At 74.0% G+C, this 24,167-nt stretch carries 15 protein-coding genes; 6 read left to right on the top strand and 9 right to left on the bottom strand.

What is annotated here, in order from left to right:
- Positions 1-88 precede the first annotated feature (88 nt).
- Together OHA98_RS01920 and OHA98_RS01915 are read right to left on the bottom strand one after the other, a co-directional pair.
- Positions 89-2,005: a hypothetical protein gene (locus tag OHA98_RS01920; protein WP_266922348.1), complete on the bottom strand. Its 1,917-nt coding sequence runs from the start codon at positions 2,003-2,005 to the stop codon at positions 89-91.
- Positions 2,006-2,043: 38 nt separating this feature from the next.
- A complete protein-coding gene (locus tag OHA98_RS01915) occupies positions 2,044-5,394 on the bottom strand; it encodes a CHAT domain-containing protein (protein WP_266922347.1) in 3,351 nt (1,116 codons plus the stop codon).
- Between the two features lie 60 nt (positions 5,395-5,454).
- On the opposite strand from OHA98_RS01915, the gene OHA98_RS01910 reads away from it, so the two are divergent.
- Complete coding sequence (locus OHA98_RS01910; protein ID WP_266922346.1) at positions 5,455-6,009, top strand: hypothetical protein; 555 nt, start codon at positions 5,455-5,457, stop codon at positions 6,007-6,009.
- 36 nt (positions 6,010-6,045) lie between these two features.
- On the opposite strand, the gene OHA98_RS01905 is transcribed toward OHA98_RS01910, so the two are convergent.
- The 6 genes from OHA98_RS01905 to OHA98_RS01880 all read right to left on the bottom strand — a co-directional run bounded on the left by OHA98_RS01905 (position 6,046) and on the right by OHA98_RS01880 (position 12,011).
- Positions 6,046-6,234 (bottom strand): hypothetical protein, encoded by a 189-nt coding sequence (locus OHA98_RS01905; RefSeq protein ID WP_266922345.1) that lies wholly within the window; start codon positions 6,232-6,234, stop codon positions 6,046-6,048.
- Positions 6,218-6,880 carry a DUF6338 family protein gene (locus tag OHA98_RS01900; RefSeq protein WP_266922344.1) on the bottom strand — a complete coding sequence of 221 codons (663 nt, stop codon included), beginning with the start codon at positions 6,878-6,880 and terminating at the stop codon, positions 6,218-6,220. The genes OHA98_RS01905 and OHA98_RS01900 overlap by 17 nt, the downstream gene beginning before the upstream one ends.
- A 138-nt stretch (positions 6,881-7,018) precedes the next feature.
- Positions 7,019-8,266 carry a HAMP domain-containing sensor histidine kinase gene (locus tag OHA98_RS01895; protein ID WP_266922343.1) on the bottom strand — a complete coding sequence of 416 codons (1,248 nt, stop codon included), beginning with the start codon at positions 8,264-8,266 and terminating at the stop codon, positions 7,019-7,021.
- Positions 8,267-8,271: 5 nt separating this feature from the next.
- On the bottom strand, positions 8,272-9,033 hold the full coding sequence (cseB, locus tag OHA98_RS01890) for a two-component system response regulator CseB (RefSeq protein WP_266922342.1): 762 nt from the start codon (positions 9,031-9,033) through the stop codon (positions 8,272-8,274).
- A 100-nt stretch (positions 9,034-9,133) separates the two neighbouring features.
- Complete coding sequence (locus OHA98_RS01885; protein ID WP_266922341.1) at positions 9,134-10,090, bottom strand: endonuclease/exonuclease/phosphatase family protein; 957 nt, start codon at positions 10,088-10,090, stop codon at positions 9,134-9,136.
- 343 nt (positions 10,091-10,433) lie between these two features.
- The gene (locus OHA98_RS01880) at positions 10,434-12,011 is read right to left on the bottom strand and encodes a serine protease (RefSeq protein WP_266922340.1); all 1,578 of its coding nucleotides are present in this window, start codon (positions 12,009-12,011) and stop codon (positions 10,434-10,436) included.
- A gap of 165 nt (positions 12,012-12,176) precedes the next feature.
- Between OHA98_RS01880 and OHA98_RS01875 the strand changes: the two genes are divergently transcribed.
- Together OHA98_RS01875 and OHA98_RS01870 are read left to right on the top strand one after the other, a co-directional pair.
- Complete coding sequence (locus OHA98_RS01875; RefSeq protein ID WP_266922339.1) at positions 12,177-12,854, top strand: RNA polymerase sigma factor; 678 nt, start codon at positions 12,177-12,179, stop codon at positions 12,852-12,854.
- Positions 12,851-13,957 carry a CU044_5270 family protein gene (locus OHA98_RS01870; RefSeq protein WP_266922338.1) on the top strand — a complete coding sequence of 369 codons (1,107 nt, stop codon included), beginning with the start codon at positions 12,851-12,853 and terminating at the stop codon, positions 13,955-13,957. The genes OHA98_RS01875 and OHA98_RS01870 overlap by 4 nt, the downstream gene beginning before the upstream one ends.
- A 55-nt stretch (positions 13,958-14,012) precedes the next feature.
- On the opposite strand, the gene OHA98_RS01865 is transcribed toward OHA98_RS01870, so the two are convergent.
- Positions 14,013-15,455 (bottom strand): vanadium-dependent haloperoxidase, encoded by a 1,443-nt coding sequence (locus OHA98_RS01865; RefSeq protein ID WP_266922337.1) that lies wholly within the window; start codon positions 15,453-15,455, stop codon positions 14,013-14,015.
- A 453-nt stretch (positions 15,456-15,908) separates the two neighbouring features.
- Between OHA98_RS01865 and OHA98_RS01860 the strand changes: the two genes are divergently transcribed.
- From OHA98_RS01860 to OHA98_RS01850, 3 genes are all read left to right on the top strand, one after another.
- Complete coding sequence (locus tag OHA98_RS01860; protein WP_266922336.1) at positions 15,909-16,532, top strand: hypothetical protein; 624 nt, start codon at positions 15,909-15,911, stop codon at positions 16,530-16,532.
- A 136-nt stretch (positions 16,533-16,668) separates the two neighbouring features.
- Positions 16,669-18,780 (top strand): flotillin family protein, encoded by a 2,112-nt coding sequence (locus OHA98_RS01855; RefSeq protein ID WP_266922335.1) that lies wholly within the window; start codon positions 16,669-16,671, stop codon positions 18,778-18,780.
- Between the two features lie 217 nt (positions 18,781-18,997).
- A complete protein-coding gene (locus OHA98_RS01850; RefSeq protein ID WP_266922334.1) occupies positions 18,998-23,986 on the top strand; it encodes a DNA repair ATPase in 4,989 nt (1,662 codons plus the stop codon).
- The last annotated feature ends 181 nt before the right edge of the window (positions 23,987-24,167 follow it).

The raw sequence follows: 24,167 nt of genomic DNA, 5'->3' as shown, positions 1-24,167 counted from the left end.
CCCCCGCTGCCGGACCGCCGCCGCGCCATGAGGGCCGGGCCCGGAACCCGTTGACGAGTATCACCCGTCCCTCGCGCGTCGCGGGCGGTCACGGACCGCCCGAGTTGCCCGAGCTGCCGTACGATCCGCCCGCCAGGAGCCTCAGCCGCCGGGCCTCCTCCTCCAGGCGGTGCGCCACGCCTCCGGCGCCGCCCGCCGTGTCGTCCAGTCCGCTGGCGAGGAGCTGTACGGCGAGTGCGGTGAAGTAGTGGGCCGTGGCGAGGAGATGGTCCTCCACGTCGAAGGGGGGCGCGCTGCCCTCGTCCGGCGGGAAGCCGTTGGCGTCGTCGAGCACACGGCTGATCCGTTCGGTGATCTCGTCCCGGGCGTCGTGCCCCAGCGTCACCGCCCGGCCGACCTGGTTGAGGACGGAGTGACAGGAGCGGCCGAGCTCCCCCAGCAGCCGCCGGTCACGATTGACGGCCGTGGTCGCCGGCCCTGCGGGGCCGACGCTGCCCGAGGTGACACGGGAGCCCGTCAGGAGCGGCTCGTAGGTACGGAGGTCGATGGCGCTGGTGGCACCGAGCGCCGCCCGGAAGCAGCGATGGACGTGGAACTCCGTCTCGTGCGGCTGCGCCGGAAGGTCGTCGTCGCCCGCGAACACCACGTCGTTCCCGCGCCGCACCCCGAGGAAGCCCACCCCGTACAGGATGTCGACGACTCCGGGGAGCGTCAGCGCGTCCGCGTACGCGGGAAACAGCCGGTGGAGCGTCTCGGCCGCCGCCTCGTAGCGGATGCTGAGCGCGGCGCGGGTGACGACGTAGCCGGTGTTCTGGAAGAGCGGGAAGAGGTGTTTGAGGAAGGGGTGCGCGACCAGGTACTCCATCGCCAGGTCCTTGAGCTTCCACGCGGAGAACTGCCGTCCCGCCTGGAGGACGTCCGCCTCCGTGATCCGGTCCCGGCCGTGGACCAGTGAGGCCGTCTCCTGGCAGAGGTTGAGGAACTGGATGGCGTCCCGGGGCCTCGGCAGACACCGGCTGAAGAGGTACCGCGCCGTGTCCTCGTCGCCCACGGTCGCCGGGAAGATCTCCCGCCACAGCTGTTCCCCGGTCAGCTCCGCGCCCGCCGAGGCCCGCGCGCGGGCCAGGGCGAGTTCCCGCAGGGCCTGCGGTGTCCAGACGATGCGCAGTTCGTCACCGTGGAACTTGTCGCCCTCCCCGAAGGAGAGCGAGTCATAGATGTCCGCGCGCAGGAACAACAGGAACCGCACGGACCGCCCGTAGAGCCCGGCGGCGTGCTTCGCCGCCAACAGCAGCCCGATCACCAGGGAGTTGCTGTCCGGCTCGGCCGACCACACCTGCTCCAGCTGGTCGACCATGAGCAGCAGGGGGCCGTGCGCGCCGTCGCAGGCCAGCTCGTCGAGCGCGGCGGCCACCCCCTGCTCGACCACCTCCAGCTGGGCCGCCGCACGGGCGCCCTCCGACGGCGAGCGGGCCATGTCCATGCTCGCCTTGACGCCGAACGCCTCCAGGGACAGGGACGTCTGCAGGCCCCTGGCCCCTTGCGCCAGCCGGTCGGCCAGCCGGCCGCCGGGCAGCTCGTCGTTCTGCTTCAGGAACCGGGCCAGCGCCTTCACCGCGTCGGGCCTGCGGCCGTGCGCCTCCTTGGCATGGGTCACCAGGTGGCGTGCCGCGTGCACGGCGAACACGTACCGCCAGATCAGCGCCTTGGCCGAGTCCCCGGGCAGCCCCTGCAGTTCGAAGCGCCGGATCTCCTCGCCGGCCGCCTCGTCCGGAGTGATGAGGGCCTTGCCGGTGTGGTGCGTCCCGTCGGCCGCCAGTCGCATGCAGATGGCGCTCTTGCCGGAACCCTTGCGGCCGATGATCAGCATCTTCCGCCCGCTCACCGCCGCGCGGTAGGCCGCGTTGGGCAGGAACCCGCCGCGCAGCAACAGCCCCTCCGTCACGTCCCGTTCGGCGTCCTCACGTCCGAAATGCAGGTCCGCGAGGACCGGCCCCTCAGCCATCCGCACTCCTTTCACACACCCCGTGTCACCCGCACCTGTCAGACCCCCATGTGGAGATGGGCGGACCACAGCGTCGGGAACCGGGGGTAGCGGTCCCGCATCAGCCGTGTCGCCCGGTGGACGCACTCCCCCGCGCGCGCGGAGTCGAACCCGTCGGCCGCGAGCCCCGTATAGATGTGCTCGGCGATCCCGGCGGCGATCCGGTCGTCGACCTGCCACAGGGTGCCGACGACGTTCGGGAAGCCGGCGAGCTGGAACGCGGTCGCCACATGGATCGACTCGTCCGCCAGCTCGGGCGTGGTCGCCGCGGTGCTGCACGCGGAAAGGAAGGCGAACTCGGAGGATTCCAGGCGCAGTCGGGAGATGTCCAGGACGGTCAGCGGGTGGCGGGCGTGGTCGTGGACCAGCAGGTGGCCGCGGTACGGGTCGGCGGGGTCCGTACCGGCGTGGCAGGCGAAGTGCACCCAGGGGTGGGTGGGGAGCCGGGACAGCACGGACGCGCGGGTGGCGTCCCGCGCGACCAGTTCGTCGACCGCGGGCAGCAGCCGGGCCAGATGCTCGTACTCGCGCTCGGCGCCCGGCAGTTCCGCCGCTCCCGGAGTCTGCGGCATGGCGACCGCCAGTGCGCGCAGCGGGCCGCGCGACTCCCCGGACGCCGCCCGCTGACCGGCGCGCAGGGACCGGGCGTGGGCCAGGGCCCGTACCGTCGGGGTGTACGAGGACACCGCCCGGTCCATGACCGTGCGCCGGGACACGCCCTCGGCGGGCGCCTCCAGGTGGTGGCCCGCCGCATGGAGCGGGAAGTGTGCCAGCGGACCGCAGGGGACCCACCACAGGCGGCGCGCGGCGTCCTCGTCCAGGGGCCCCGTGAAGCCGACGCGGTCGAGCACCGGACCGGCGACGGTGTCCCACAGCCAGGGCAGCGTCCCGGCCGCCAGGCCGTGCTCCGCCTCCCGGCGCCCCGTGGCGTCGAGCCCGCCGATTCCGCCCAGCAGGCTCTGGAGGGAGCCGAGCCGGCTGTGGATCTCGTCGAGGTCCAGCCGGGGCAGCTCGCAGACCTGGATGCCTTCCGCGGTCACGATGAGCGCGTCGCAGCGGTGGTGGCTGACGTTGACCACGGCCACGGGGCCGTCGCACGCCTCGGCGGTCAGCGCGGCGGCCCGGGGCGGCAGCAGGAACCGTTCCAGGCCGGGCAGGGTCCGGATGTCGGCGACCAGGGCGTCCAGCTCCTGGGCGAGGGCGCGGCGGCGGTCCGGGTCGTCCTCCGCGGGGGTGCCCGCCGCGATGTCCAGGACCGCGTCGGGGGAGCCGTCGCCGTCCAGCCGGGCGCAGATGCGGTCGAAGCCGGAGGCCAGGTGCGGGGCGCGCTCGCGCAGTTCCGTGAGGTCCGTACGGGACTCCAGTACCTGGGCCAGCAGGACACCGCGGCCCACTTCGAGCAGTTCGACGGCCTGCTCCGGCCGGCCCACGACCAGCGCGCAGGCCGCGGCGTCCCCGGCCAGCCGCCCGTACTCGGCCATCCACCGTGCCGCGTCGGCGCGCGGCAGACCGCGGGCGGCGAGGCGCGGCAGCAGCCCCACGCCGAGCGCGAGGCCGCGGGCCGCGTCCTCGTGGTCCCCTCCGCGTGCGGCGAGGGCGCCCCACTCCCGGGCGGCCGACACCCGGACCCCGGTCGGGGCGGTGCTCCTGGACGCGGCGCTCTCCAGCAGCCGCACCGCCTCCTCGACCGGACCCGCCTCCTCGGCCGGACCCGCGCCGTCGACCGGACCCGCTTCCTCGGCCGGACCCGCGCCGTCGGTGCGCAGGCCGGGCTCGCTCAGCACCATGGCGAGGTTGAACTCGCACTGCGACCTGTAGGCGTGGTCCTCGCCGGTCCCGGCGACCGCCGCGCGGCAGACCGAGACCGCCTCCTCCAGCGCGGCGGTGTCGCCGGTGCGGTGGTGGAGGAGACGGAGCGCGTTGCCGAGGTTCGAGAGCGCGGCGGCCCCGTGGCGGCCCGTTCCGACGGCCGCCTCGGCCGCCCGGCGTCCGGTCCCGATGGCCAGCCGCAGGGCCCCGAGGTCGTCGGTGCGGTCCGCCCTGGCCTTCAGACAGACCGCGAGGTTCGCCAGGTGCATCCACCGCTGGGGGTGGTCCCCCGGAGTCGCCTCCACCGCCTGCCGGCCCAGATCCACCGCTTCGTCCAGGGCCTCCGCGTCCCCGGCCCGTACGAAGCGCTCGTGCAGCTGTCCGACGAGGGTCGAGCGGTAGAGCGGGCCGTCCGGATGGCCGGGGGGCGTGTCGTGGACGACGGCCCGTACGTTCTCGATGGCCTCGTCGAGCGCGTCCAGGTCACCGGTGCGGGCCGCGAGGACCTGGAGCAGGGAACCGAGGTTGTACCGGCTGATCTGTCGGCCCGGTGTGCCGGGCCGCGCCGACCGGGCCGCGCGCCGCGCCATGGTGAGGGCGTCGTGCAGCACGGCCGTGTCCCCCGTGCTCTCGAACGCGCACCGCAGCAGGATGGAGGAGTTCACCAGGACGGCCGCCGGGGGCTCCTCGTGCTCCGCCACGGAGTCCAGGGCGGCGGCGCTGACCGTGAGTGCCTCGTCCAGGACGGCGGCGTCGTCCGTGCGCTCGTACAGCATCCGCAGCGAGTCGGCGTGCCCGGTGAGGGCGAGGTGGCGCCTGTCCCCGGCCACGGCCCGGTCCTGGTGGGCGACGACCTCCCGCCCGATGGTGACGGCCTCGCGGAGGTGGGCGATGTCGCCGGTCCGCTCGGACAGGACGCGCAGCGCGTCGGCCAGGTTGTGCAGGGCCATCGTCCGGTCCCCGCTCTCCGGGGACGCCTGCGCCGCGGCGCTGCGGGCGACCGAGACCGCCTGTTCCAGCGCGGCCGTCTCGCCGGTCTGCTCGAACAGGCGCTGCCACGCGATGCCGAGGACGCGCAGGCGTCCGGACAGCCGGGCGGGGTCGCCGAGCGCGTCGGCCACCGCGTTGCGGCCGGCGGCGACCGCGACCCGGGCGGTGTGCGCGTCCGTCCCCTCCTCCAACCGCAGGCCCAGGACCTCCAGAAGGTCCTCCCAGGTGGGTTCGCCGCCCCGGATCATCAGATGCGCCGGGAACACCGGCACCTGGTCCGGGAGCGGAAGACCGGTCCCGGCCCGGCTCACCAGGACCAGCAGCGCCATGGCGGTCCGGACCTCGGGCAGTGACCGCTCGTCGGCGAGGGCCGTCGCACGGTGCCAGTGCAGCATCCCCGCGAGGTGACAGGTCTCGACGATGTCGTACGTCTCCGTCGTCGCGGCGAAGAGTTCCACCGCCTCGGTCAGGGCGCCCGGATCGAGGAGACCGTACGGCCCTCCGGAACCGGCGATCCTGGACCGCAGCGCCCTCGTCCACCGCTCCCGCATGCGCGGCCCCCCTCACCGATCACCCGGCCAACACCCCTTGCACACACCTAAGCTGATCTTATGTCAGCTACCGCTTTCCTCTTCGACAGCCTTCTCGATGTCAGCGACACGCTGCTGCGCGACCACGGGATGTGCCTCCCGCCGCAGGTGCACATGGTGGCCGAGGACATGGACAAGCCGTACGTGGGATTCGTCTCCTGCCGGCCCTTCTACCGGGGCGCCGACGCCGTCACGGCGATCACGGACCTCGGGCAGTTCCCGTCGGTGCTCATGGCGACACATCTCCTCGTCGCCTGGGAGGACTGCGACATGCGCACCGCGCTGGAGCTGCCGGGCGACCACTTCGCGACCGGTATCGCCCTGCTCGACGCGGACTTCGAGCAGCACACGCTGCACTGGCACCCGTACGACATCGAATGGGGCCCCGACGGCGAGTCCGGCGCGCCCACCGTCATCCCGCACTGGGGCACCCCGGCCCACTACGAGAACCCGCCGCTCCTCGCCCCCTTCCAGGCCCTGCTCGACACCTGGCGCGAGCTGCGGAACGACGACATCCAGCAGACGGCCGTCCGGCTCCAACAGGCGGGCTACGAACTGAACATGATCAAGCACTGAGGGGAGACGGCCACGCGCCGACCGGCGGGGGGCCGTCTACGCGTCGGAGCCCTCCGGCGCCGGCGGCGGGTCCGGCCGCGCGGACGGGCCCGCCGCACCGGGCGGCGGCGCGGCGGGCTCCCCGGGCACATCGCCCGCCGCCTTGGGCTGATAGCCGCGCGGCTCCGAACCGCCGTCGAGGAAGTCCCGCTCCCACGCCGTCAGTTCGTCATCCTGTGCCGTCATGTCCGCTCCCTTCGGGGGCATTGACCAGTTCCACCAGGTCAACGTCCGCCATCCGCAGATAGATCCCGTCCGTGCCCTCGACCCGTGGCCCGAACGAGCCGTCCGCGCCCATCCGGTAGGACGACTGGAGGTAGAGGTCCGGCTCGCTCGGATAGCCGGAGGCGTAGGACCGCTCCCCGAACCAGCCGCCGACCCAGGTCCCGTCCTTCAGCCGCGCACGCACATAGCGCGGCCCGCTGTCGGCCCGGACACCGAAGGCGTAGTCCCACGCGCTCGGCACCGGCCGGTACACGGAACGGGCGCGCCGCCGCTCCCCGTACGACACGGCGGCCGCCGCGGCCGCCGGTACGACGAGGAAGAGCAGCAGGGCGCACAGCCCCGCCGTCCGGGGCCGTTCGGCCACCGGACCGCTCAGCCCCGCGCGCTCCACCCTCCGCCACGCGCCGACGAGCGCGGGACCGGCGATCACGGCGTACACACCGTTCAGCGCCACGCCCGCGGTGACGGCCCGCAGGATCCGCGTCCCGAGTTCCGCCTCGCCGGGCACGGGGCCGCGCCATCGTTCGCGCAGGAACTGATACGTCATCCCCGGGACCAGGAACACTACGAGCCCCAGCAGTTGGTTCACCGTGGACGGTGCCTGCACATCGTCTCCTCCCCCGCGCCCGGCCGGGCCGCCCGGTGCCGGGTCCGCGCGGACTCCCCCGTGGGCGGCCGGTGTTGCCGGTCCATTCTGGCGAGACGCGCGGCCCCGTGCCCGCCGGGGTGGCGGAGCCGGCCGTCCTCAGGCGGCGGGGTCCAGGTCGAGGGTGGCGACCGCGCCCCCGTCCGGAGCGTTGGCGAAGGTGAGCCGGGCCCCGAGGACCCCTGCCTGCCCCTGCGCGACGGTCAGCCCCAGACCGTGGCCGTACCCGCGCTCGCTCGCGCCGGTGCGGAAGCGCTGCGGGCCCTGGTCGAGCAGCGCGGCGGGGAAGCCCGGCCCGTGGTCGCGTACGACGACGCGGGCACCGGTGACGGTGACCTCGACGGGCGCGGCACCGTGCCGGTGGGCGTTGGTGACGAGGTTGACCACGACACGCTCCACCCGGCGCGGGTCGGTCTCCACCACCCGGGCGTCCCCGGCGGTGACCCGGGTGTCCGTCGCCGTGCGGCGCACCACGTCGGCGACCAGTTCGCCCAGCGGCACCGGGTCGAGCCGGGCCCGCTCGGCACCCGCGTCGAGGCGGGAGATCTCCAGCAGGTCCTCGATCAGCCCGTGCAGCGCCCGCACCCGGTCCCGTACCAGCTCCGTCGCCTCGTCGTCCTCCGGGAGCAGCCCGGCGGCGGTGACCAGGCCCATCAGCGGGGTGCGCAGCTCGTGCGCGACATCGGCGGTGAAGCGCTGCTCGTTCTCCAGCCTGCGTTGCAGGGCCCCGGCCATCCCGTCGACGGCCGCCGACATCTCGGTGATCTCGTCGCGGGTCCGTCCGGTGCGGCCGATGCGGGCGTCGAGGTCGCCGTCGGCGATCATCCGGGCGGTGCGGGCGCCGTGCCGCAGGCGCCGGTTGACCGGTTCGGCCGCCAGGGCGGCGAGCGGGACGACGACGGCGAGGGCGGCGAGTACGGACGTGAGGATGCTGCGGTCCAGGAGCTGGAGGCCGCGCACCTCGGTGCTCATGTCCGTCCGTACGACCAGGACCTCGTCCCCGACGGCCACGGCCCCCCACATCCAGTACCAGTTGGGGTCCTCGACGTCGTACCAGATGCCGTAGGTCCCGCCCTCCCGCGCCTGAGCGGCCAGGTCCCGCGCCAGCGGCGCGGGCAGCGCGTCCGGCGCCATGAGGTCGGCGCTGGGCGGCCGCTTCCCCGTCCGGGTGTACTCCCTCTCCGCGGCGGCCAGCGCGGCCGAGACCCGTTCCCGCCCCACCCGCAGCCCCCGCTCCCGGGTCTCGTCGTGGACGAGCAGGCCGATCACGGCGGCGACCGCGCAGCAGGCGGCGGCGGTCAGCGCGGCGATCTTCCAGCGCAGGGAGAGGGGGTTGACGAAGCGCACGGCGGTCAGCCGCGGACGAGTTTGTAGCCGAAGCCGCGGACGGTCTCGATCCGGGCGCCGCCGATCTTCTTGCGCAGGCGCAGCACGCACAGGTCCACGACGCGGGTGTCGCCCTCCCAGCCGTAGTCCCACACCTCGCGCAGCAGGTGGCGGCGGTCCAGCACCGTGCCGGGGGAGGCGGCGAACTCCAGCAGCAGACGCAGTTCGGTGGGGGCCAGCGGTACGGTCTCGCCCGCCCGGCGCACCACCATGCCGAGGGTGTCCACGCTGAGGTCGCCGAAGACCAGCAGCCCGTCGGGGACCCGGGCGCCGCTGCCGCCCCCGGGCCGGGCCGGGCCGGCGGCGGGCGGCTCGAAGGTGGCGCGGCGCAGCAGGGCGCGGATCCGGGCGACCAGGACGGCGGTGTCGACGGGCTTGATCACATAGTCGTCGGCGCCCGCCTCCAGACCGGCGACCACATCGAGGGCGTCGCCGCGCGCCGACATCATCAGGACCGGGACGAGGCTCGCCTCACGGATCCGGTAGCACAGACCGATCCCGTCGAGCTCGGGCAGCATCACATCGAGGATCAGCAGATCGTGCCCGCCCGCGCGGAAGGCCTCCAGCCCGCTGAGCCCGTCGGCGGCCACCGTGACCTGGTAGCCGTAGCGTTCCAGGGCGAGCTGGACGGCCCGGCGGATGGTGGCGTCGTCCTCGACGACGAGCACGCTGACTGGGTCCGGGACCCGGGCTTCCGACACCGCACCTACCTGGCCGTCATGGGTCATTCGTCCCTCGCATCGTAGTCAGTCGGGGGTCCGGGGCGCGGGGCGCGAGGCGCGGGGCGGTGTCCGCCACCCCCCGGGCCGGTGCGGGGCGCGGGGCGTTTCACAGGCGCAGGGAGGCCGCCACGGGGAGGTGGTCGCTGCCGGTGGCGGGCAGGTTCCAGGAGGAGACCGGCTCCATCCCCCTCACGAGGATGTCGTCGATGCGGACCACCGGGAACGCGGCGGGCCAGCTGAAGCCGAACCCGTCGCCGGCCTCCCGCTGCGCGGAGCGCAGCCGGGAGGTCACCGGGGCCAGCGCCCGGTCCTGGAACGTGCCGTTGAAGTCGCCCACCACCACGACACGGGGCGAGCGTTCCGCCCGCAGCGCCGCGGCCAGCTCCCGGGCCGCGTCGTTGCGCCTGCCCGCGGTGAACCCGGCCACCGGGTGGACCCGTACCGACGCGAGATGGGCGGCGTAGACGGCGACGGGCCCCTTCGGCGTCAGGGCCGTGGCCCGTATCGCGCGGGTCCACGGCATGATCGGCACCGCCGCCACGTCCTTGAGCGGGTACTTGCTCCACAGGCCGACCCCGCCGATCACCGCGTGGTGCGGGTAGCCGGGGGCCAGCTCGCGCCGGTAGACGTCCGCGGCCTCCTGCGACAGCTCCTCCAGTGCCAGCAGGTCGGCGTCCGCGGCGGCGAGGCCGCGGGCGGTCCCCACCGGGTCCGTGTTGCCCTCGTCCACGTTGTGGCTGACCACTGTCAGGTCGCCGCCGGCGGAGCCCTTGTCGGTGAGCATGCCGCCGAAGAGCGTCACCCACACCGCGGCGGGCGCGAGCACCGCCACGGCCGCGAACCGGGAGCGGCGGAGGGCCGCCGACACCAGCAGGACGGGAACGCTCAGCCCGGTCCAGGGCAGCAGCGTCTGGAAGAGGCTGCCGAGATGGCCGACGGTGTTCGGGATCTGCCCGTGCAGCGCCATCAGCGCCGCGCACAGCAGCGCGGTGGCGGCGAGCAGTACACCGTCCCGCCGGGGGCCGGTGGTGCGACGCCCGGCGGTCGCGGGCCCGGGTTCCATGGCGGGCGCGGGTTCCGTAGCGGGCGCGGGTTCCGTAGCGGGCGCGGGTTCCGTAGCGGGCCCGGGTTTCGTAGCGGGCGCGGAAGCCTCCGGAGAACTCAGCACGGCATGTGCCTCCCAACCTCTCGTACGCCGGGGGTCGGGTACGTCCCCCAGCCTCCGGGAGGCGCGCTTCCGGCCCGTCAGGGGAAGGCTTCGGGCATCGCGCGGCTGTGTATCAGGTGGGTATCACGGCGTACGTGGTCCGGGGACGGGGCGGTCCGGGGACGGGCGTCCGGACCCGTCCGGGGCGGGCCCGTCCGGGCGCGCCGCCGCACGGGTCCGCCCCCGGACCGTCAGTCCCTCACGCCGTCCGGTAGGCGTCGATGATCGTCTGGGTGAGCGTGTTCCCCCGGGTGTCGGTCAGCTCGGCGCGCAGCGAGACGCCCTTGCCCGCACGCGGATTGCGGATCGTGACGGCGCCGCGCTCGACCCGTACCCGGGTCCAGGTGGTGCCGCCGTCCACGGAGACCGAAACCGCCGGAGTGCTGACGTACCCGCCGGCCCCGGCACCCTGCACGGTGACCGGAACACGCAGGGCCGCGTTCGCCGGCGCCGTGCCGGCCGGGTCGAGCGCGGGCGAGAACCGCACGGCGCTCACCGGGACCGGGACCGGTCCGGCCGTCGTGCCCGAGGTGAACGTCCACACGGAGGTCACCCGTGTGGCGGTGCCGGGCGCGCCCTCGCGGTCCACCGTGCTGGTGAGGCGGTACGCCGCGTTCCCCGGCGGCACGGTGAACGCGGCCCTTCCGGGGGCGTCCGTCCGGGAGCCGACGCGCACACCGTTGCGGTGCAGCGTGGTGCGGGCCGTTCCGTACGACGGTGCCGACGGCACATGGCCGTCGCCGTCGGCGAGCAGCGGGACATCGACGGTGAGGCGGTCGCCCTGGCGTACGACACCGGGGCGGCCGGTGAGGTCGGGGCCGAAGACGGCGTTGTCGAAGGTGTGGGTGGTCGTGCGCCCGGCGCGTACGGCGATGCCGTCGGCGGCGTAGCGGTTCGGCCGCGCGCCGGGCGCACCCGGGGCGGTGTAGGTGAGGTCCCAGGTGCCGCGCTCCGGTGTCACGTAGGAGGTGGCCGTGCCGGGGGCCGCCAGCCGCCGGGAGAGCCCGACGGTCGGTCCGGCGCTCGGCTGCAGGTCGAGGGAGGCGGCTCCGTCCGTACCCGGCCGGGCCGCGCCGCGCGCCCGCAGAGTCGCCAGGTCCCGCCGCGCGGGGTGCCGGGTGAGCCCGGTCAGGGCACGGGGGCCGGTGAAGGTGTAGCCGAGCGCGTAGTCGGCGGCGCCGGCGCTCCAGTACGCGTCGAACCACTGCCGGACCGAGCCGGGTTCGCTGTCGGGGCCCAGGTGCGCGACGCGCAGGTCCGGCGTGGAGTTGATCAGGTTGGCGTCCCGGGTGACCCCGTCGTGGGTGACCCGGACGAACATCGCGCTGTGCAGGAAGCCCGCCGAGCGGTCGGGCGGCCGTACGTCGACGGGGGCGGTGGTCCGCGCGTCGACGGTGACCTCGGTGTCGCGGTCGAGGTCCAGGCGCGGCTGCACGATCCAGTCCGTACCGTCCCCCTCCTTCCCCGTGGTCAGGGAGCTGTCCAGCAGGTACCGGCCCCGGGGCAGCCGCACGGTGGTCGTGCCGGAGGCGTCGTACGGATGGACCGTCTCCTCGGCACCCGGACCGGAGATTCCCGTGACGTTGGTGGCGTAGTCCGCCGTTCGGGCGCCGGTGCGGTCGAGGTGGGTGATCGTGAGGGTGTACGTCGTCGGCTCCGCGGCGGACGCGGCGGCGGAGGCGGTGGCTTCCCACAGCGGGGCGGCGCCGGCGGTCAGGGCGACGGCGACGGCCAGGGTCCGCAGGGCGCTCCGGCGGGATACGGATGAACTGTTCATGCTCTGCACTGCGCCGCCGGGCCCCGGAGTTCCTGTGAGCCGCGCCACACCACCGGCCGGGTCCACGACGTCCCGGCCGCGTCCACGACGTCCCGGCCGGCCCCTGTGGTCCACGTCACGGGAACTCCCGCAACGCAGGTGGCAGTGCAGAGTGTGGAATCACTCATGAGGAACCGTTTCCGCCGCGGGGACCGCGACGCCCTGGCAGAGCTGTACGACGAGCACGCCCAGGTGCTGTACCGCTATGCCCTGCGGGTGACCGGCGACTGGGCGGAAGCCGAGGACGTCGTCTCGGCGACCTTCCTGGAGGCATGGCGCGGACGGGAGAAACTCCGCCCCGACGGGGACAGTCTGCGCCCGTGGCTGCTGGGAATCGCCACCAACATCATGCGCCGCGGCGCACGCGCACGGCGACGCCGCGAGATCGCGCTCGCCCGCGCCCCGGAACGCGACGCGGTCCCGGACTTCGCCGACGATCTCGTCACGCATCTCGCCGACACCGAGCAACTGCGCGCCGCGCACGCCGCGCTCGCCCGCCTGCGGCGCCGTGACCGGGAGGTCTTCACCCTCGTGGTGTGGGCCGGTCTGGACTACGCGGCCGCCGCCGACGCGCTCGGCGTACCGGTCGGCACCGTCCGCTCACGGCTGTCCCGCGCCCGGACCCGGCTGCGCGAACTCGCCGCCGAGGAGACCCGCGCCGCCAGGTCAGGGGCCCGCGCCGCCGGCCCCGGAGCCGACCGGCCGCCCGCGGCAGGGGGCAGAGCCCCCTCCGCCACCCCCGACAGGCCCGGACCGGGCCGCTTCCCGGCCGTCCCGCCGTTGACCCAGGAGAACCTCGGATGAACACCCCCTCGCGGCCCCGTCCGGACCACCGGACCGAGGAGGCCGAACGCCTCGGCCTCACCGCCCTGCTGCCCGCGCCGCCGGTCCCCGGCCTGCGCGCCGACCGTGAACTGATGCTGAAGGAAGCCATGCTGCGCGAGACCGCCCGTACCGAAGAGTCCGTCACCGCCAACGCCGCCACCGCCCGCGCCCCGCGCCCGCGTCGGCGTACGGTCCGGTTCCTGGTACCGGCCATCGCCTGCGCGCTGGCGGTCGGCGGCGTCGTCGCGGTGAACCTCACGGACACCCCCGGCCGCGGCACCCCCGACGTCGTGAGCGCCTCCCCCGCCGCGCCGGAGGCGGCCCGGCTCCTGGACCGCATCGCGCTCGCCGCCGGCGGGGAGAAGCGGCAGGCCGTCGCCGACGACCGGTTCGTGTACATCGAGAGCAAGGTCGCGTACGCCGGACAGAGCGCGGGCGGCGGCCCGGTGACCCTGCCTCCCGCGCACTCCCGGCAGGTGTGGCTGTCCGCCGACGGCAGCCGCCCCGGACTGCTGCGCGAGGAGGGCGAGCCCGACAGCCGGCTCGGCGCCGAGGCCGGCACACCGGTCCACTCCCTCGAAGGCCCCGGAGCGAAGCCCCGGCCGAGCACGCTGTCCGGGAGCGGGCCGTCGATCAGCGACCCGACCCACGCGTACGTCGCATCGCTGCCCACCGACCCCGACGCCCTGCTGAAGCTGATCCGCGAGGAGACCAGCGGATCGGGCCAGGACCCGGACCAGCGGGCGTTCACCGCGATCGGTGACCTGCTGGCCGAGACCTGGGCGCCGCCGCGGGTCGGCGCCGCACTCTACGCGGCCGCCGGGAAGATCCCCGGGGTCACGGTGGTCGACACGGCCACCGACGCCGCGGGCCGCAAGGGCGTCGCCGTCGCCCGTACGTCGCACGGACAGCAGACACAGTGGATCTTCGACCGGACCACGTACGCGTTCCTCGGTGAGCGCACCGTCCTCACCGAGGCGGGCGACGCCGGGCCGGCCGGGACCGTGGTCGGCTCCTCCGCCGTCCTGACCAGGGCCGCGGTCGGCCGCGCCGGTGAGACCCCGGCGCCGACGACGGCGTAACGGCCGAAGAGCACGGGAGGCCGGGAGCCCCGGCGGTCATGGGGCGTTCCCGGCGTCACCGCCCGGACAGTTCACCCGGACAGTTCGGCCGGGCGGCGCGGTCGGGGCCCGCCGGCCGTGCCGACGCCTGCGCGTCCCCCCGGTCCAGCGGCCGGAAGTAGTGGGCCAGCGCCCAGCCGCCGATACGGTCGCCGACCCGGCATCCGGTGATGTCCGAGGTACGGAAGTGGATCCCGCCGAACACACGGGCGTCGATCATGTCCTCGTTGAACTGGTCGGCGTACTCGTAGTGCCGTGTGGTGCCGGTGATCTCGGAGGGGACGTCGAGGTCGACCCGTGAGGTGCCGAGGACTCCGGTGACCGCCCGCATCACCGCACCCGCGACCGTCGCGTGGCCGCTGACGTACTCGGGATGCGGGGGTGTGACGAGCAGCGGCTCCCACTGCGGGTCGGCCTCCGTCGCGGGGTTGCCGTCGGTCCCGGCGAGCTGGATCGCGGTGACCGGCCGCCAGAAGCCGTACTGGAGCTTGGAGTCCCACGCGGTGATGGCGGCATCGGCCGCCGCGGTGTTCGCCGCGGCGAACAGCCGCGCCGTCTCCGCGATGCCGAGGCCGTGCCGGGCGGCATGGTCCCGAAGGGCCGACTGGACCTGGACCAGCAGATTGCCCCCGAAGAAGAGGGCGGTCCCGGTCTGGTGCGCCGTTCGGCCCGAGCCGGTCTTCGCTCCCATGCTCTTCGCCTCGTTCACGTCCCGCGCGTAGCGGGCCGAGGGCAGGGCGGGCGGCGGTCCGGGGCGGAACTGGCCGGGCGAGGTGAGCAGGAGCGGCCGGAGCCTGCCGAGCCAGGTGTCGATGAAGGGCAGCCGGGCGGGTGCGGTGGGGCGCCAGACGCCGGGCGCGGGCGGCATCGTGAAGGGCACGTCCGCGAACCGGCCGTCGCCCTCGCGCAGCTCCATGAGGTGGGCGGCGGCCCGTTCCCCGAAGGCCACGCCCCGGTCCTTCGCCGGGCCTGCGGGGATCTTGTCCAGGGAGGCGGCGTACGCGGTGTCGAGGCTCGCCCGCGAGGGCGGGAAGCAGGTGAGCAGGACGTGGTGCGCGGCGGTCACGGCCGCCGCTTCGGGGGACGCGCCGGCGGGCCCGCGCTCCTTCCACTTGTACGGGGCGTAGGTGCCCTGGATGCCGACCACGGCGTTGTAGACGGCGGCGGAGACGAACCCGTGCCAGAGCGCCACCTGCCCGGAGGGGCGGGTGGCGCCGAGGTTGGCGCTGATCGTCTCGGTGGCGATGACGTTCCAGTCACGGATCGCCGCAGGGTCCGCCGCGGGGTCCGCCGCGGCGGCCGGACGGTGCCCTCCGGCCGCGGCCGGAGGCGCCTGCACGGGGACGGTGACGACCGCGAGGACCGCGAGGCCGGCGACGGCGGCGGCTCGTAGCCGCGCACGGACGGAACGCGACGCACGGGGGAAAAGGCGGGACGAAAGGGGGTGAAGTTGGCGCACGGCGCTCTCCCTTGGTTCGGTAGAGCCGAAGTAGCACCGCCGGGAGCGCGGGATCAAGATCAACCGCCGTGGCCCGGACTCCATGAGCCGAACGCCGCAGCGCGTCGCCCTCCTGCCCGCGCCCCGCCTGTCCGCGCCCCTTCGCGACCGCGCGCGGCCGTTCGCGCCGGTAACGCGTCCGACACCTCGCCGCACGGCACGGCGTCCGCCGCCCCGCCCCTCCGCGCCGGAACGGGAGGAACACGGCCATTCCACCACTGGCACGACCCGGCATCAAGGACGCGTAAAGATTGCCGGACTCCGGCAATGCGAACAATCGTGCCCCTTTGCCAGGATGGCCGTGGGGAGCGCGAGGGACAGTACCGCTGCCGGAACGCGGAAGCGGTGACATCCCGGAGCGGGGCCGTACCGGCGTCCCCGCCGACGGAAGTCACGGACGTAGGGGGCGGAACAGTGGGCGAATTCCTTGATGCCGCGTTCGGATTTCCCGCCTCACTCTTCAGCGCCGCGCTCGTCGTGGTCGTGGCCTTCTGGCTGCTGGTCCTGTTCGGTGCCGCCGAGCACGACAGCTTCGAGGGGGACCTGCCCGGCACCGCGCTGGGCATCGCCGACGGGGTGCCGGTCACGGTGGGGGCCTCCCTGATGACCGGCCTCGCCTGGTTCACCGGCCTGGCCGGGACGCTGGCCCTGCATCGCGCCGGGCTCGCCGGACCGGCCCACGCCGCCCTCGCCGCCGGGGTCCTCCTCGGCTCGCTGCTCCTGTCCTGGTGGCTCACCCGGCAGCTCGTACGACCACTGGCCAGGCTCTTCCCCGATGAACCCGGGCCGTCCCGGGAAGACTTCATCGGGCAGACCTGCACCATCCGCACGGGACGGGTGGACGGTGCGTTCGGCCAGGCGGAGGTCGCCGCGACGGACGGCTCCACCGCCCTCGTCCAGGTCCGCCGCCTCGGCGAGGACCTCGCGGCCACGCTGACGCGGGGCAGTACGGGGCTGTTGTACGCCTACGACGACGACGGCGAGTTCTTCTGGGTCGCGCCCTACGACGCGGCGCTCGATCCACGTACCGCCGCCTGAGCGTCCGCCCGGACCGCACCGGAACACCGCACCGGACCACCGCAGTACGTACCGGAACACCGCGGACCCCCCGGACCCCGGCGCCTTCTCCCACTTCCGGCGACCTTCGCCGCACCTCCACCGCTAGGACTTCACCATGGATGCCATCTCCTTGGGCGTCGGCGTGCTCATCGCCGTTGTCCTGCTCATCGCCGTCGCCCTGCTCCTCGTCGTCAGCCGGCTCTTCCGGAAGGTCGAGCAGGGCAAGGCACTGATCGTCTCCAAGATGCGGAAGGTCGACGTCACCTTCACCGGGCAGGTCGTGCTGCCCGTGCTGCACAAGGCCGAGACGATGGACATCGCCGTCAAGACCATCGACATCAGCCGGACCGGACGGGACGGACTGATCTGCCGCGACAACATCCGTGCCGACATCCGGATCTCGTTCTTCGTCCGCGTCAACAAGACCGTCGAGGACGTCATCAAGGTCGCCCAGGCCATCGGCACGGCGCGGGCGAGCGACAAGGAGACGCTGCAGGAGCTGTTCAACGCCAAGTTCTCCGAGGCGCTCAAGACCGTGGGCAAGCAGCTCGACTTCACGGATCTGTACACCAAGCGCGACGAGTTCAGGGACCGGATCATCCAGGTCATCGGCACCGATCTGAACGGCTACAGCCTGGAGGACGCGGCCATCGACTACCTGGAGCAGACACCGCTCCAGCAGCTGGACGCCACCAACATCCTGGACGCCCAGGGCATCCGCAAGATCACCGAACTGACGGCGATCGAGCATGTGCGCACCAATGAGTTCCAGCGCACGGAGGAGAAGGAGATCACCCGGCAGAACGTCGACGCCCGGGAGGCCATCCTGGAGCTGGAGCGGCGTCAGGCCGATGCCGAGATCAAGCAGCGCCGTGAGATCGAGACCGTCCGGGCCCGTGAGGAGGCCGAGACCTCGCAGGTGCAGGAGGAGCAGCGGCTGCGGGCGCAGGCCGCCTTCCTCAAGACCGAGGAGCAGCTCGGTATCCAGCGGGAGAACCAGGCCCGCGAGGTCGCGGTCGCCGAGAAGAACCGCGAGCGGGTCATCGCCATCGAGAGCGAGCGCATCGAGAAGGACCGGCTGCTGGAGGTCATCGCCCGGGAGCGGGAGACCCAGCTGCGCCGTATCTCCGCCGAGAAGGAGGTCGAGGCGGAGCGCCGGGACATCGCCGAGGTGATCCGCGAGCGGGTCGCGGTGGACCGTACGGTCGCCGAGCAGGAGGAGTCGATCAAGAAGCTGCGGGCCGTGGAGGAGGCCGAGCGCAACCGTCAGGCGATCGTGATCGCCGCCGAGGCCGAGGCGCAGGAACTGCTGGTCAAGGACATCAAGGCGGCGGAGGCCGCGGAGCAGGCGGCCGTGCACCGGGCCGCCGAGGAGCTCACCCTCGCCGAGGCCCGGGTGAAGTCGGCCGAACTGGACGCACGGGCCAAGCTGCGGCTGGCCGAGGGCGCCCAGGCGGAGGCGGCGGCCCCCGGACTCGCCGCCGTGCAGGTACGGGAGAAGGAGGCCGACGTCATCGAGAAGGCGGGCCTCGCGGAGGCCGAGGCCACGTCCGCCCGGCTGCGGGCGGAGGCCGAGGGGTCCCGGCTCAAGGCGCTGGCGGTCGCGGAGGGCACGCTGGCGCAGGCGGCGGCCGACGCGGCGGTCATCGGCGAGAAGCTGAAGGCCGAGGCGGCGGGGCTCACCGAGAAGGCGGCCGCGATGGCGGCGCTGGACGAGGCCTCGCGCGGTCACGAGGAGTACCGGCTGCGGCTGGACGCGGAGAAGGAGATCCGGCTGGCCGGGCTCGACACCCAGCGCCAGGTCGCCGAGGCGCAGGCCACGGTGATCGCGACCGGCCTGGAGAGCGCCGACATCAGCATCGTCGGCGGCGAGTCCGTCTTCTTCGACCGGCTCGTCTCCTCCATCTCGCTCGGCAGGAGCGTCGACGCCTTCGTCCAGAACTCCGACACCGCGCAGGCGCTGGGGAAGAACTGGCTGGACGGCACGTCCGACTTCACCGAGGACATGACCCGCGTGCTCGGCTCCGTATCCACCGCCGACGTACGGAATCTGACGGTGTCGGCCCTGCTGATGAAGCTGATGAAGTCCGGTGGCGCCCAGTCCGGGCCGCTGCGTGAGCTGCTGGAGAAGGCCGGGCAGCTGGGTCTCGCCGATGTACCGCTGGCGGAGCTGGGGGTCGGCCTCAACGGGGCCGGGGCGGCGGCGGCCGGGGCCAAGGGGATCTGAGGCCGGGGAGCCGAGCCGCACGGCCGCCACGGCCGGGCGGCCGCCACGGCCCGCCACTGCCCACCACGGCCCCTCACGGCCCGTCACGTCCACTGCGGCCGCGCCTCACGGGGGCCGGCCGCACCGCACGGGGCCGGCCGCACCACCCCGTCCCGCCCCCACCCCGCCCCCCGGTCCGACCGTCCGGGCACGTACGTATCCGCAGGGAGCCATCACCATGAACAGCACGTCCGCCATGGACGCGGGTACCTACGAGGTGCTGCGGGACCGGCTCGGCGCGCAGGCCGGCGAGCTGGCCCGCCGGGCCGAGGCGCTCAACGCCCGCCGCACCGAGGAGTTCGGCTCCACCGAGCTGGCCCTGGCGGGCACCGGGAACCTGCGCACCGGGCAGCCGTCCGTGCCCCGTGACATCGTCGCCGTGGGGGACCGGCTGCTCCTCGGCCACAACGTGTCCCCGGGTCCGCGGCCCGGAACGGCGGTGGGCGATGTCTTCGCCCTGCACGACCGCGATCTGGAGCGGCTCCCCGAGGACGCCGTTCCCGGTCTGCTCGACGACCCCGCGTTCCGGCGGGAGTTCGCCGCCCTGTACCGCTACTTCCGCGAGGCCCGGCTGCTGAGGCTCCGGCACGTCGAGGGGAAACTCCTCGCCGTCTTCCGGACCGGGGAGAAGAGCGACGACATCCGCGTCCTGCGGTGGACCCTGGACGCGGACGGCAGGGCCGCGTTCCTGGACGCCCGTGGTGAGCGGGACCATGTCCTGCCCCCGTCGCACGACGTCGAGTGGACCGCCGCCACCCGTGAGGACCATGTCCTGGGCCGCCACCCGCATGTGTCCATCGGCGGCGAGGTGTTCGTCGCCACGGTCGGCGGCACGCTCACCGTGAAGAGCGTGGACGACACCGGGACGGGCGAGGGGATCCACTCGGAGCCGGTCGACGACCCCCTCCAGTCGCTCGCCGACGCCGAGATCGAGTACGCGCGGGTGGGGCCGCTGGTCCTGCTGCGCGTGCGCCCGTACAAGGAGGAGCGGCGGCGCCACCTCGTCTTCAACGGCGTCACCGGGACCGTGACGCGGCTCGACGGCATCGGCCAGGCGTGCCGTCGTCTTCCCGAGGACCAGGGGGTCGTCTTCCCCGGCGGCTACTACCTCACCTCCGGCGAGGCGAAGACGTTCGACACCGGAGCCCACGCCGACGACGCGTCCGGCGACGAGGCCATGGAGTTCGAGCGGACGGTGCGCTCGCCGAACGGCGAGGACGTGCTGTACGAGTTCCGCGCCCGGCTCGCGGGCCGCAGCCTTCTCCTCCCGTACAACATCATCCGCAAGGCCGTCGCCACACCGGTCTCCTGTTACGGCCACGCGCTCTTCGACGACGGCACGCTCCTGGTGCTGCGCGACGGGTCCGACGAGCCGTCCCGGGTGCACCCCGTCCAGCGGTGGCGCTCCCCGTTCGTCTCCGACACCCACGCCGCCGCGCGGACCCCCGGCACCGGCGCCCTGTCCCGCATCGGCAACGCGGACCTGGTGCGGGGCATCTCCGACTGCCTCTCGATCGCCCGCGGCGTGTCCGGGACGGAACCCACCACCGGGGTGTACGGGACGCTCGTCACCGCCTGCGTACGGGCCGGGGACCGCTACCACTGGCTCGGTGACCCGGAGGCCGGTGATCTGCGCACACCGCTGGACCAGGTACGGGCCACGGCCGAGCAGGTGCTGTCCGAGTTCGAGACCGTGACGGCGCTGACCCGCCGGGCCGCCGAGGCGCTGGAGGAATCCGCCGGGACCATCGCTTCGCTGGTACGCCGCGTCCGCGGGGAGGTACCCGACGGCGCCGCCGGCTGGGTGGACCGGCTGACCGCGCTGCGGCGGGCACAGGGACAGCTGCTCACCCTCAAGGAGATGCGGTACGCGGACACCGGGCGCATCGACGAAGTGGCCGCCGCGACCGACGCCGACATCGCGTCCCTCGCACGGCGTGCCGTCGCGTTCCTGGAGCGGGAGGACGCCTTCGCCGACTTCCACGAGGACATCGACCGGCTCGCCGAGGAGGCCGGGGCCATCGGCACCGTCGCCGCGGCGGAGCCGATCGCCGCGCGGCTGGACGAACGGGCCGAGGGGCTGCGGACCGTCACCGAGGTGGTGGCCGGGCTCGACATCGGCGATGCCACCCTGCGCACCTCCGTCCTGGAGCGGATCGCCGAGGTGCTCGGCGGGGTCAACCGGTCCCGCGCCCTGCTCGACGCCCGCCGCCGGGAACTCCGCGTCCATGAGGGCCGGGCCGAATTCGCCGCGGAATCCGCCCTGTTCGGCCAGTCCGTCACGGGTGCGCTCGCCGCCGCGGACACTCCGGACGGCTGCGAGCGGCAGCTCGCCGGGCTGCTGCTCCAGCTGGAGAACCTGGAGTCCCGGTTCGCGGACTCCGACACCTTCCTCACCGACCTCGGTGCCAAGCGCACCGAGGTGTACGAGGCGTTCTCGGCGCGCGCGCAGACCCTTCGGGACGACCGCTCCCGCCGCGCCGAGCGGCTGGCGACCTCGGCCGTCCGGGTGCTGGAGACCGTCACCCGCCGGGCGGCGACGCTGGCCGATGCCGACGCGGTCAGCACCTACTTCGCCTCCGACCCCATGACCGCGCGGATCCGCCGGATCGCCGAGGAACTGCGCGGGCTGGGCGAGGAGGTGCGGGCCGGGGAGCTGGAAGGCCGGCTCAAGGCGGCCCGGCAGGAGGCCGCCCGCGCGCTGCGCGACCGCACCGAGCTGTACGCGGACGGCGGCCGGACGGTGCGCCTGGGCCGGCACCGGTTCGCCGTCAACACCCAGTCCCTGGAACTCACCCTGGTCCCGCAGGACGACGGGCTCGCCTTCGCCCTCACCGGCACCGACTACCGCTCACCCGTCACCGACCCGGAGTTCGCGGCCACCCGCCCCTACTGGGGCCGGTCGCTGCCGTCCGAGAGCGACGGTGTCTACCGCGCCGAATACCTCGCCGTACGCCTGCTCACCGAGCACGGGCCCGAGGCCCTGGCCGGGGCCGACCTGCCCGCCCTCGTGCGGAGCGCCGCCGAGGCCGCCTACGACGAGGGCTACGAGCGGGGTGTCCACGACCACGACGCCACCGCGATCCTCGGCGCGCTGCTGCGCCTGCACGAGGGCGCGGGACTGCTGCGCTACCCGCCCTCGGCACGCGCCGAGGCCCAGCTGTTCTGGGCGCACGGCACGACCGGGCCGGGCCGCGCGTCCTGGCTGCGGCGCATGACCTCGCTGGCCCGCGCCCGCGCCGCGTTCGGACCCTCCCCCGCGATCGAGGGCCTGCGGACCGAGCTGGCCACCGCCATGGGCGGTCCCGCCATGGACCTCGCCGCCGAGTACCTCTTCGAGGAGCTGACCCGCGGGCCGGACGGCTTCGCCACGAGCGCGGCCGCCCGCACCCTGCTCGACGCGTTCCGCCGTGCGGCGGGCGGCGCCTACGACGAGGATCTGGCGGCGCTGGACTCCCTGGCCGACCGGCGTCAGCTCGTCGAGGCCTGGCTGGCCTCGTTCACCGCCGCGACCGGCGGGCCCGCCGCGCCCGAGGACCTCGCGGAGGCGGTGGCCCTCGAACTCTGCCCGGGGCTCGACCGGTACGAGGCGAAGGCGCCCCTGTCCGAGACGGTCGACGGGCTGCTCGGCACCCACCCGCGCGTCACCGGCCGCCGGCTCACCCTCCGTATCGACGAAGTGCTCGCCCGGACACGGGACTTCACCACCCGGGACGCGGCCGGATTCCGTGACTACCAGCGTCGGCGGGCCGCGCTCGTCGCCGCCGAGCACGCCCGTCTGCGCCTCGACGAGTACCGCCCCCGGGTGATGTCCGCCTTCGTCCGCAACCGTCTCCTCGACGAGGTCTTCCTCCCCCTCATCGGCGACAACCTCGCCAAGCAGCTCGGCACCACCGGCGAGAGCAGGCGGACCGACACCCATGGCCTGCTGCTGCTCATCTCACCGCCCGGCTACGGCAAGACGACGCTCATGGAGTACGTCGCCGACCGGCTCGGACTGGTCCTGGTCACGGTCAACGGCCCGGCCCTCGGGCACACGGTGACCTCGCTGGACCCCGCCGAGGCCCCCAACGCCACCGCCCGCCGGGAGGTCGAGAAGATCAACTTCGCGCTGGAGACCGGCAACAACACCCTGCTCCACATCGACGACATCCAGCACACCTCGCCCGAACTCCTCCAGAAGTTCATCTCGTTGTGCGACACCACCCGCCGGATGGAGGGCGTCCGCGAGGGCCGAAGCCGCACCTACGACCTGCGGGGCAAGCGCTTCGCCGTCTGTATGGCGGGCAACCCCTACACCGAGGCCGGCCGGCGCTTCCGCATCCCCGACATGCTCGCCAACCGGGCCGACGTCTGGAATCTCGGCGACGTCCTCACCGGCAAGGAGGACGCCTTCGCGTTCAGCTTCATCGAGAACGCCCTGACCTCCAACGCCGTCCTCGCTCCGCTCGCCGGGCGGGACCGCGCCGACCTCGACCTGTTCGTACGCCTCGCGGAGGGCGACCCCACCGCACGCGCCGACCGGCTCGGCCACCCGGGCACCCCGGCCGAGCGGGAGCGGGTCCTCGCCGTGCTGCGGCACCTGCTCACCGCGCGGGCCACCGTCCTGGCGGTCAACGCGGCCTACATCGCCTCCGCCGCGCAGCCCGACGCCACACGCACCGAGCCCCCGTTCCAGCTGCAGGGCTCCTACCGCAACATGAACAGGATCGCCGCACGCGTCGACCCCGTGATGAACGACGCGGAACTCGCCGCCGTCATCGAGGACCACTACACCGGCGAGGCCCAGACCCTCACCACCGGCGCCGAGGCCAACCTCCTCAAGCTCGCCGAACTGCGCTCCACGCTCACCCCCGCGCAGTCCGCCCGCTGGGCCGAGGTCAAGGCCGCCCATGTGCGCGCCAGGACGCTCGGCGGCCCGGAGGGCGATCCGCTCACGCGCGCCGTCGCGGCGCTCGGCCTGCTGGCCGACCGGATCGCCGCCGTCGAGTCGGCGATCGACCGGGCCGGGGACCCCCGAAACGCGCTCGCCAACCCGCTCGCCCGGCACGCGGTACGGCCGGTGGCACCGGGCCCGGGATCCGGCTGCCGGGCCACCGCCGGGGGCGCCCCGGGCCCCGTGTCCGGCCCCGTGTCCGGCCCCGGAGATGCCCCTGTTTCCCCGTGAGAAATCGGCTGTGTCCGCGTTGTCTGCCTTGTCGGGCGCCGTGTGAACATTCCGCATGGAAGGCAACTGGCGTGGCTGTCTTGACATTTAGCCATCACCCCAGTGGTAAGATCATCTTACTTCCAGTGGGCTGATGGTGTATGGGGGCATTCCGGGAGGGATGAATTCCTCGGCCCCACGT

Source organism: Streptomyces sp. NBC_00654, from assembly GCF_026341775.1.
GTDB lineage: Bacteria > Actinomycetota > Actinomycetes > Streptomycetales > Streptomycetaceae > Streptomyces.
The sequence above is the reverse complement of the archived record's forward strand: the minus strand, read 5'-3'. Positions and strand labels throughout refer to the sequence as shown.

Bases quoted from the DNA above. Each gene is read 5' to 3' on its own strand.
- OHA98_RS01910 (WP_266922346.1), top strand. From the start codon at position 5,455: ATGTCAGCTACCGCTTTCCTCTTCGACAGCCTTCTCGATGTCAGCGAC.
- cseB (WP_266922342.1), bottom strand. From the start codon at position 9,033: ATGACCCATGACGGCCAGGTAGGTGCGGTGTCGGAAGCCCGGGTCCCG.
- OHA98_RS01885 (WP_266922341.1), bottom strand. From the start codon at position 10,090: ATGGAACCCGGGCCCGCGACCGCCGGGCGTCGCACCACCGGCCCCCGG.
- OHA98_RS01875 (WP_266922339.1), top strand. From the start codon at position 12,177: ATGAGGAACCGTTTCCGCCGCGGGGACCGCGACGCCCTGGCAGAGCTG.
- OHA98_RS01880 (WP_266922340.1), bottom strand. From the start codon at position 12,011: ATGAACAGTTCATCCGTATCCCGCCGGAGCGCCCTGCGGACCCTGGCC.
- OHA98_RS01920 (WP_266922348.1), bottom strand. From the start codon at position 2,005: ATGGCTGAGGGGCCGGTCCTCGCGGACCTGCATTTCGGACGTGAGGAC.
- OHA98_RS01870 (WP_266922338.1), top strand. From the start codon at position 12,851: ATGAACACCCCCTCGCGGCCCCGTCCGGACCACCGGACCGAGGAGGCC.
- OHA98_RS01915 (WP_266922347.1), bottom strand. From the start codon at position 5,394: ATGCGGGAGCGGTGGACGAGGGCGCTGCGGTCCAGGATCGCCGGTTCC.
- OHA98_RS01905 (WP_266922345.1), bottom strand. From the start codon at position 6,234: ATGACGGCACAGGATGACGAACTGACGGCGTGGGAGCGGGACTTCCTC.
- OHA98_RS01855 (WP_266922335.1), top strand. From the start codon at position 16,669: ATGGATGCCATCTCCTTGGGCGTCGGCGTGCTCATCGCCGTTGTCCTG.
- OHA98_RS01850 (WP_266922334.1), top strand. From the start codon at position 18,998: ATGAACAGCACGTCCGCCATGGACGCGGGTACCTACGAGGTGCTGCGG.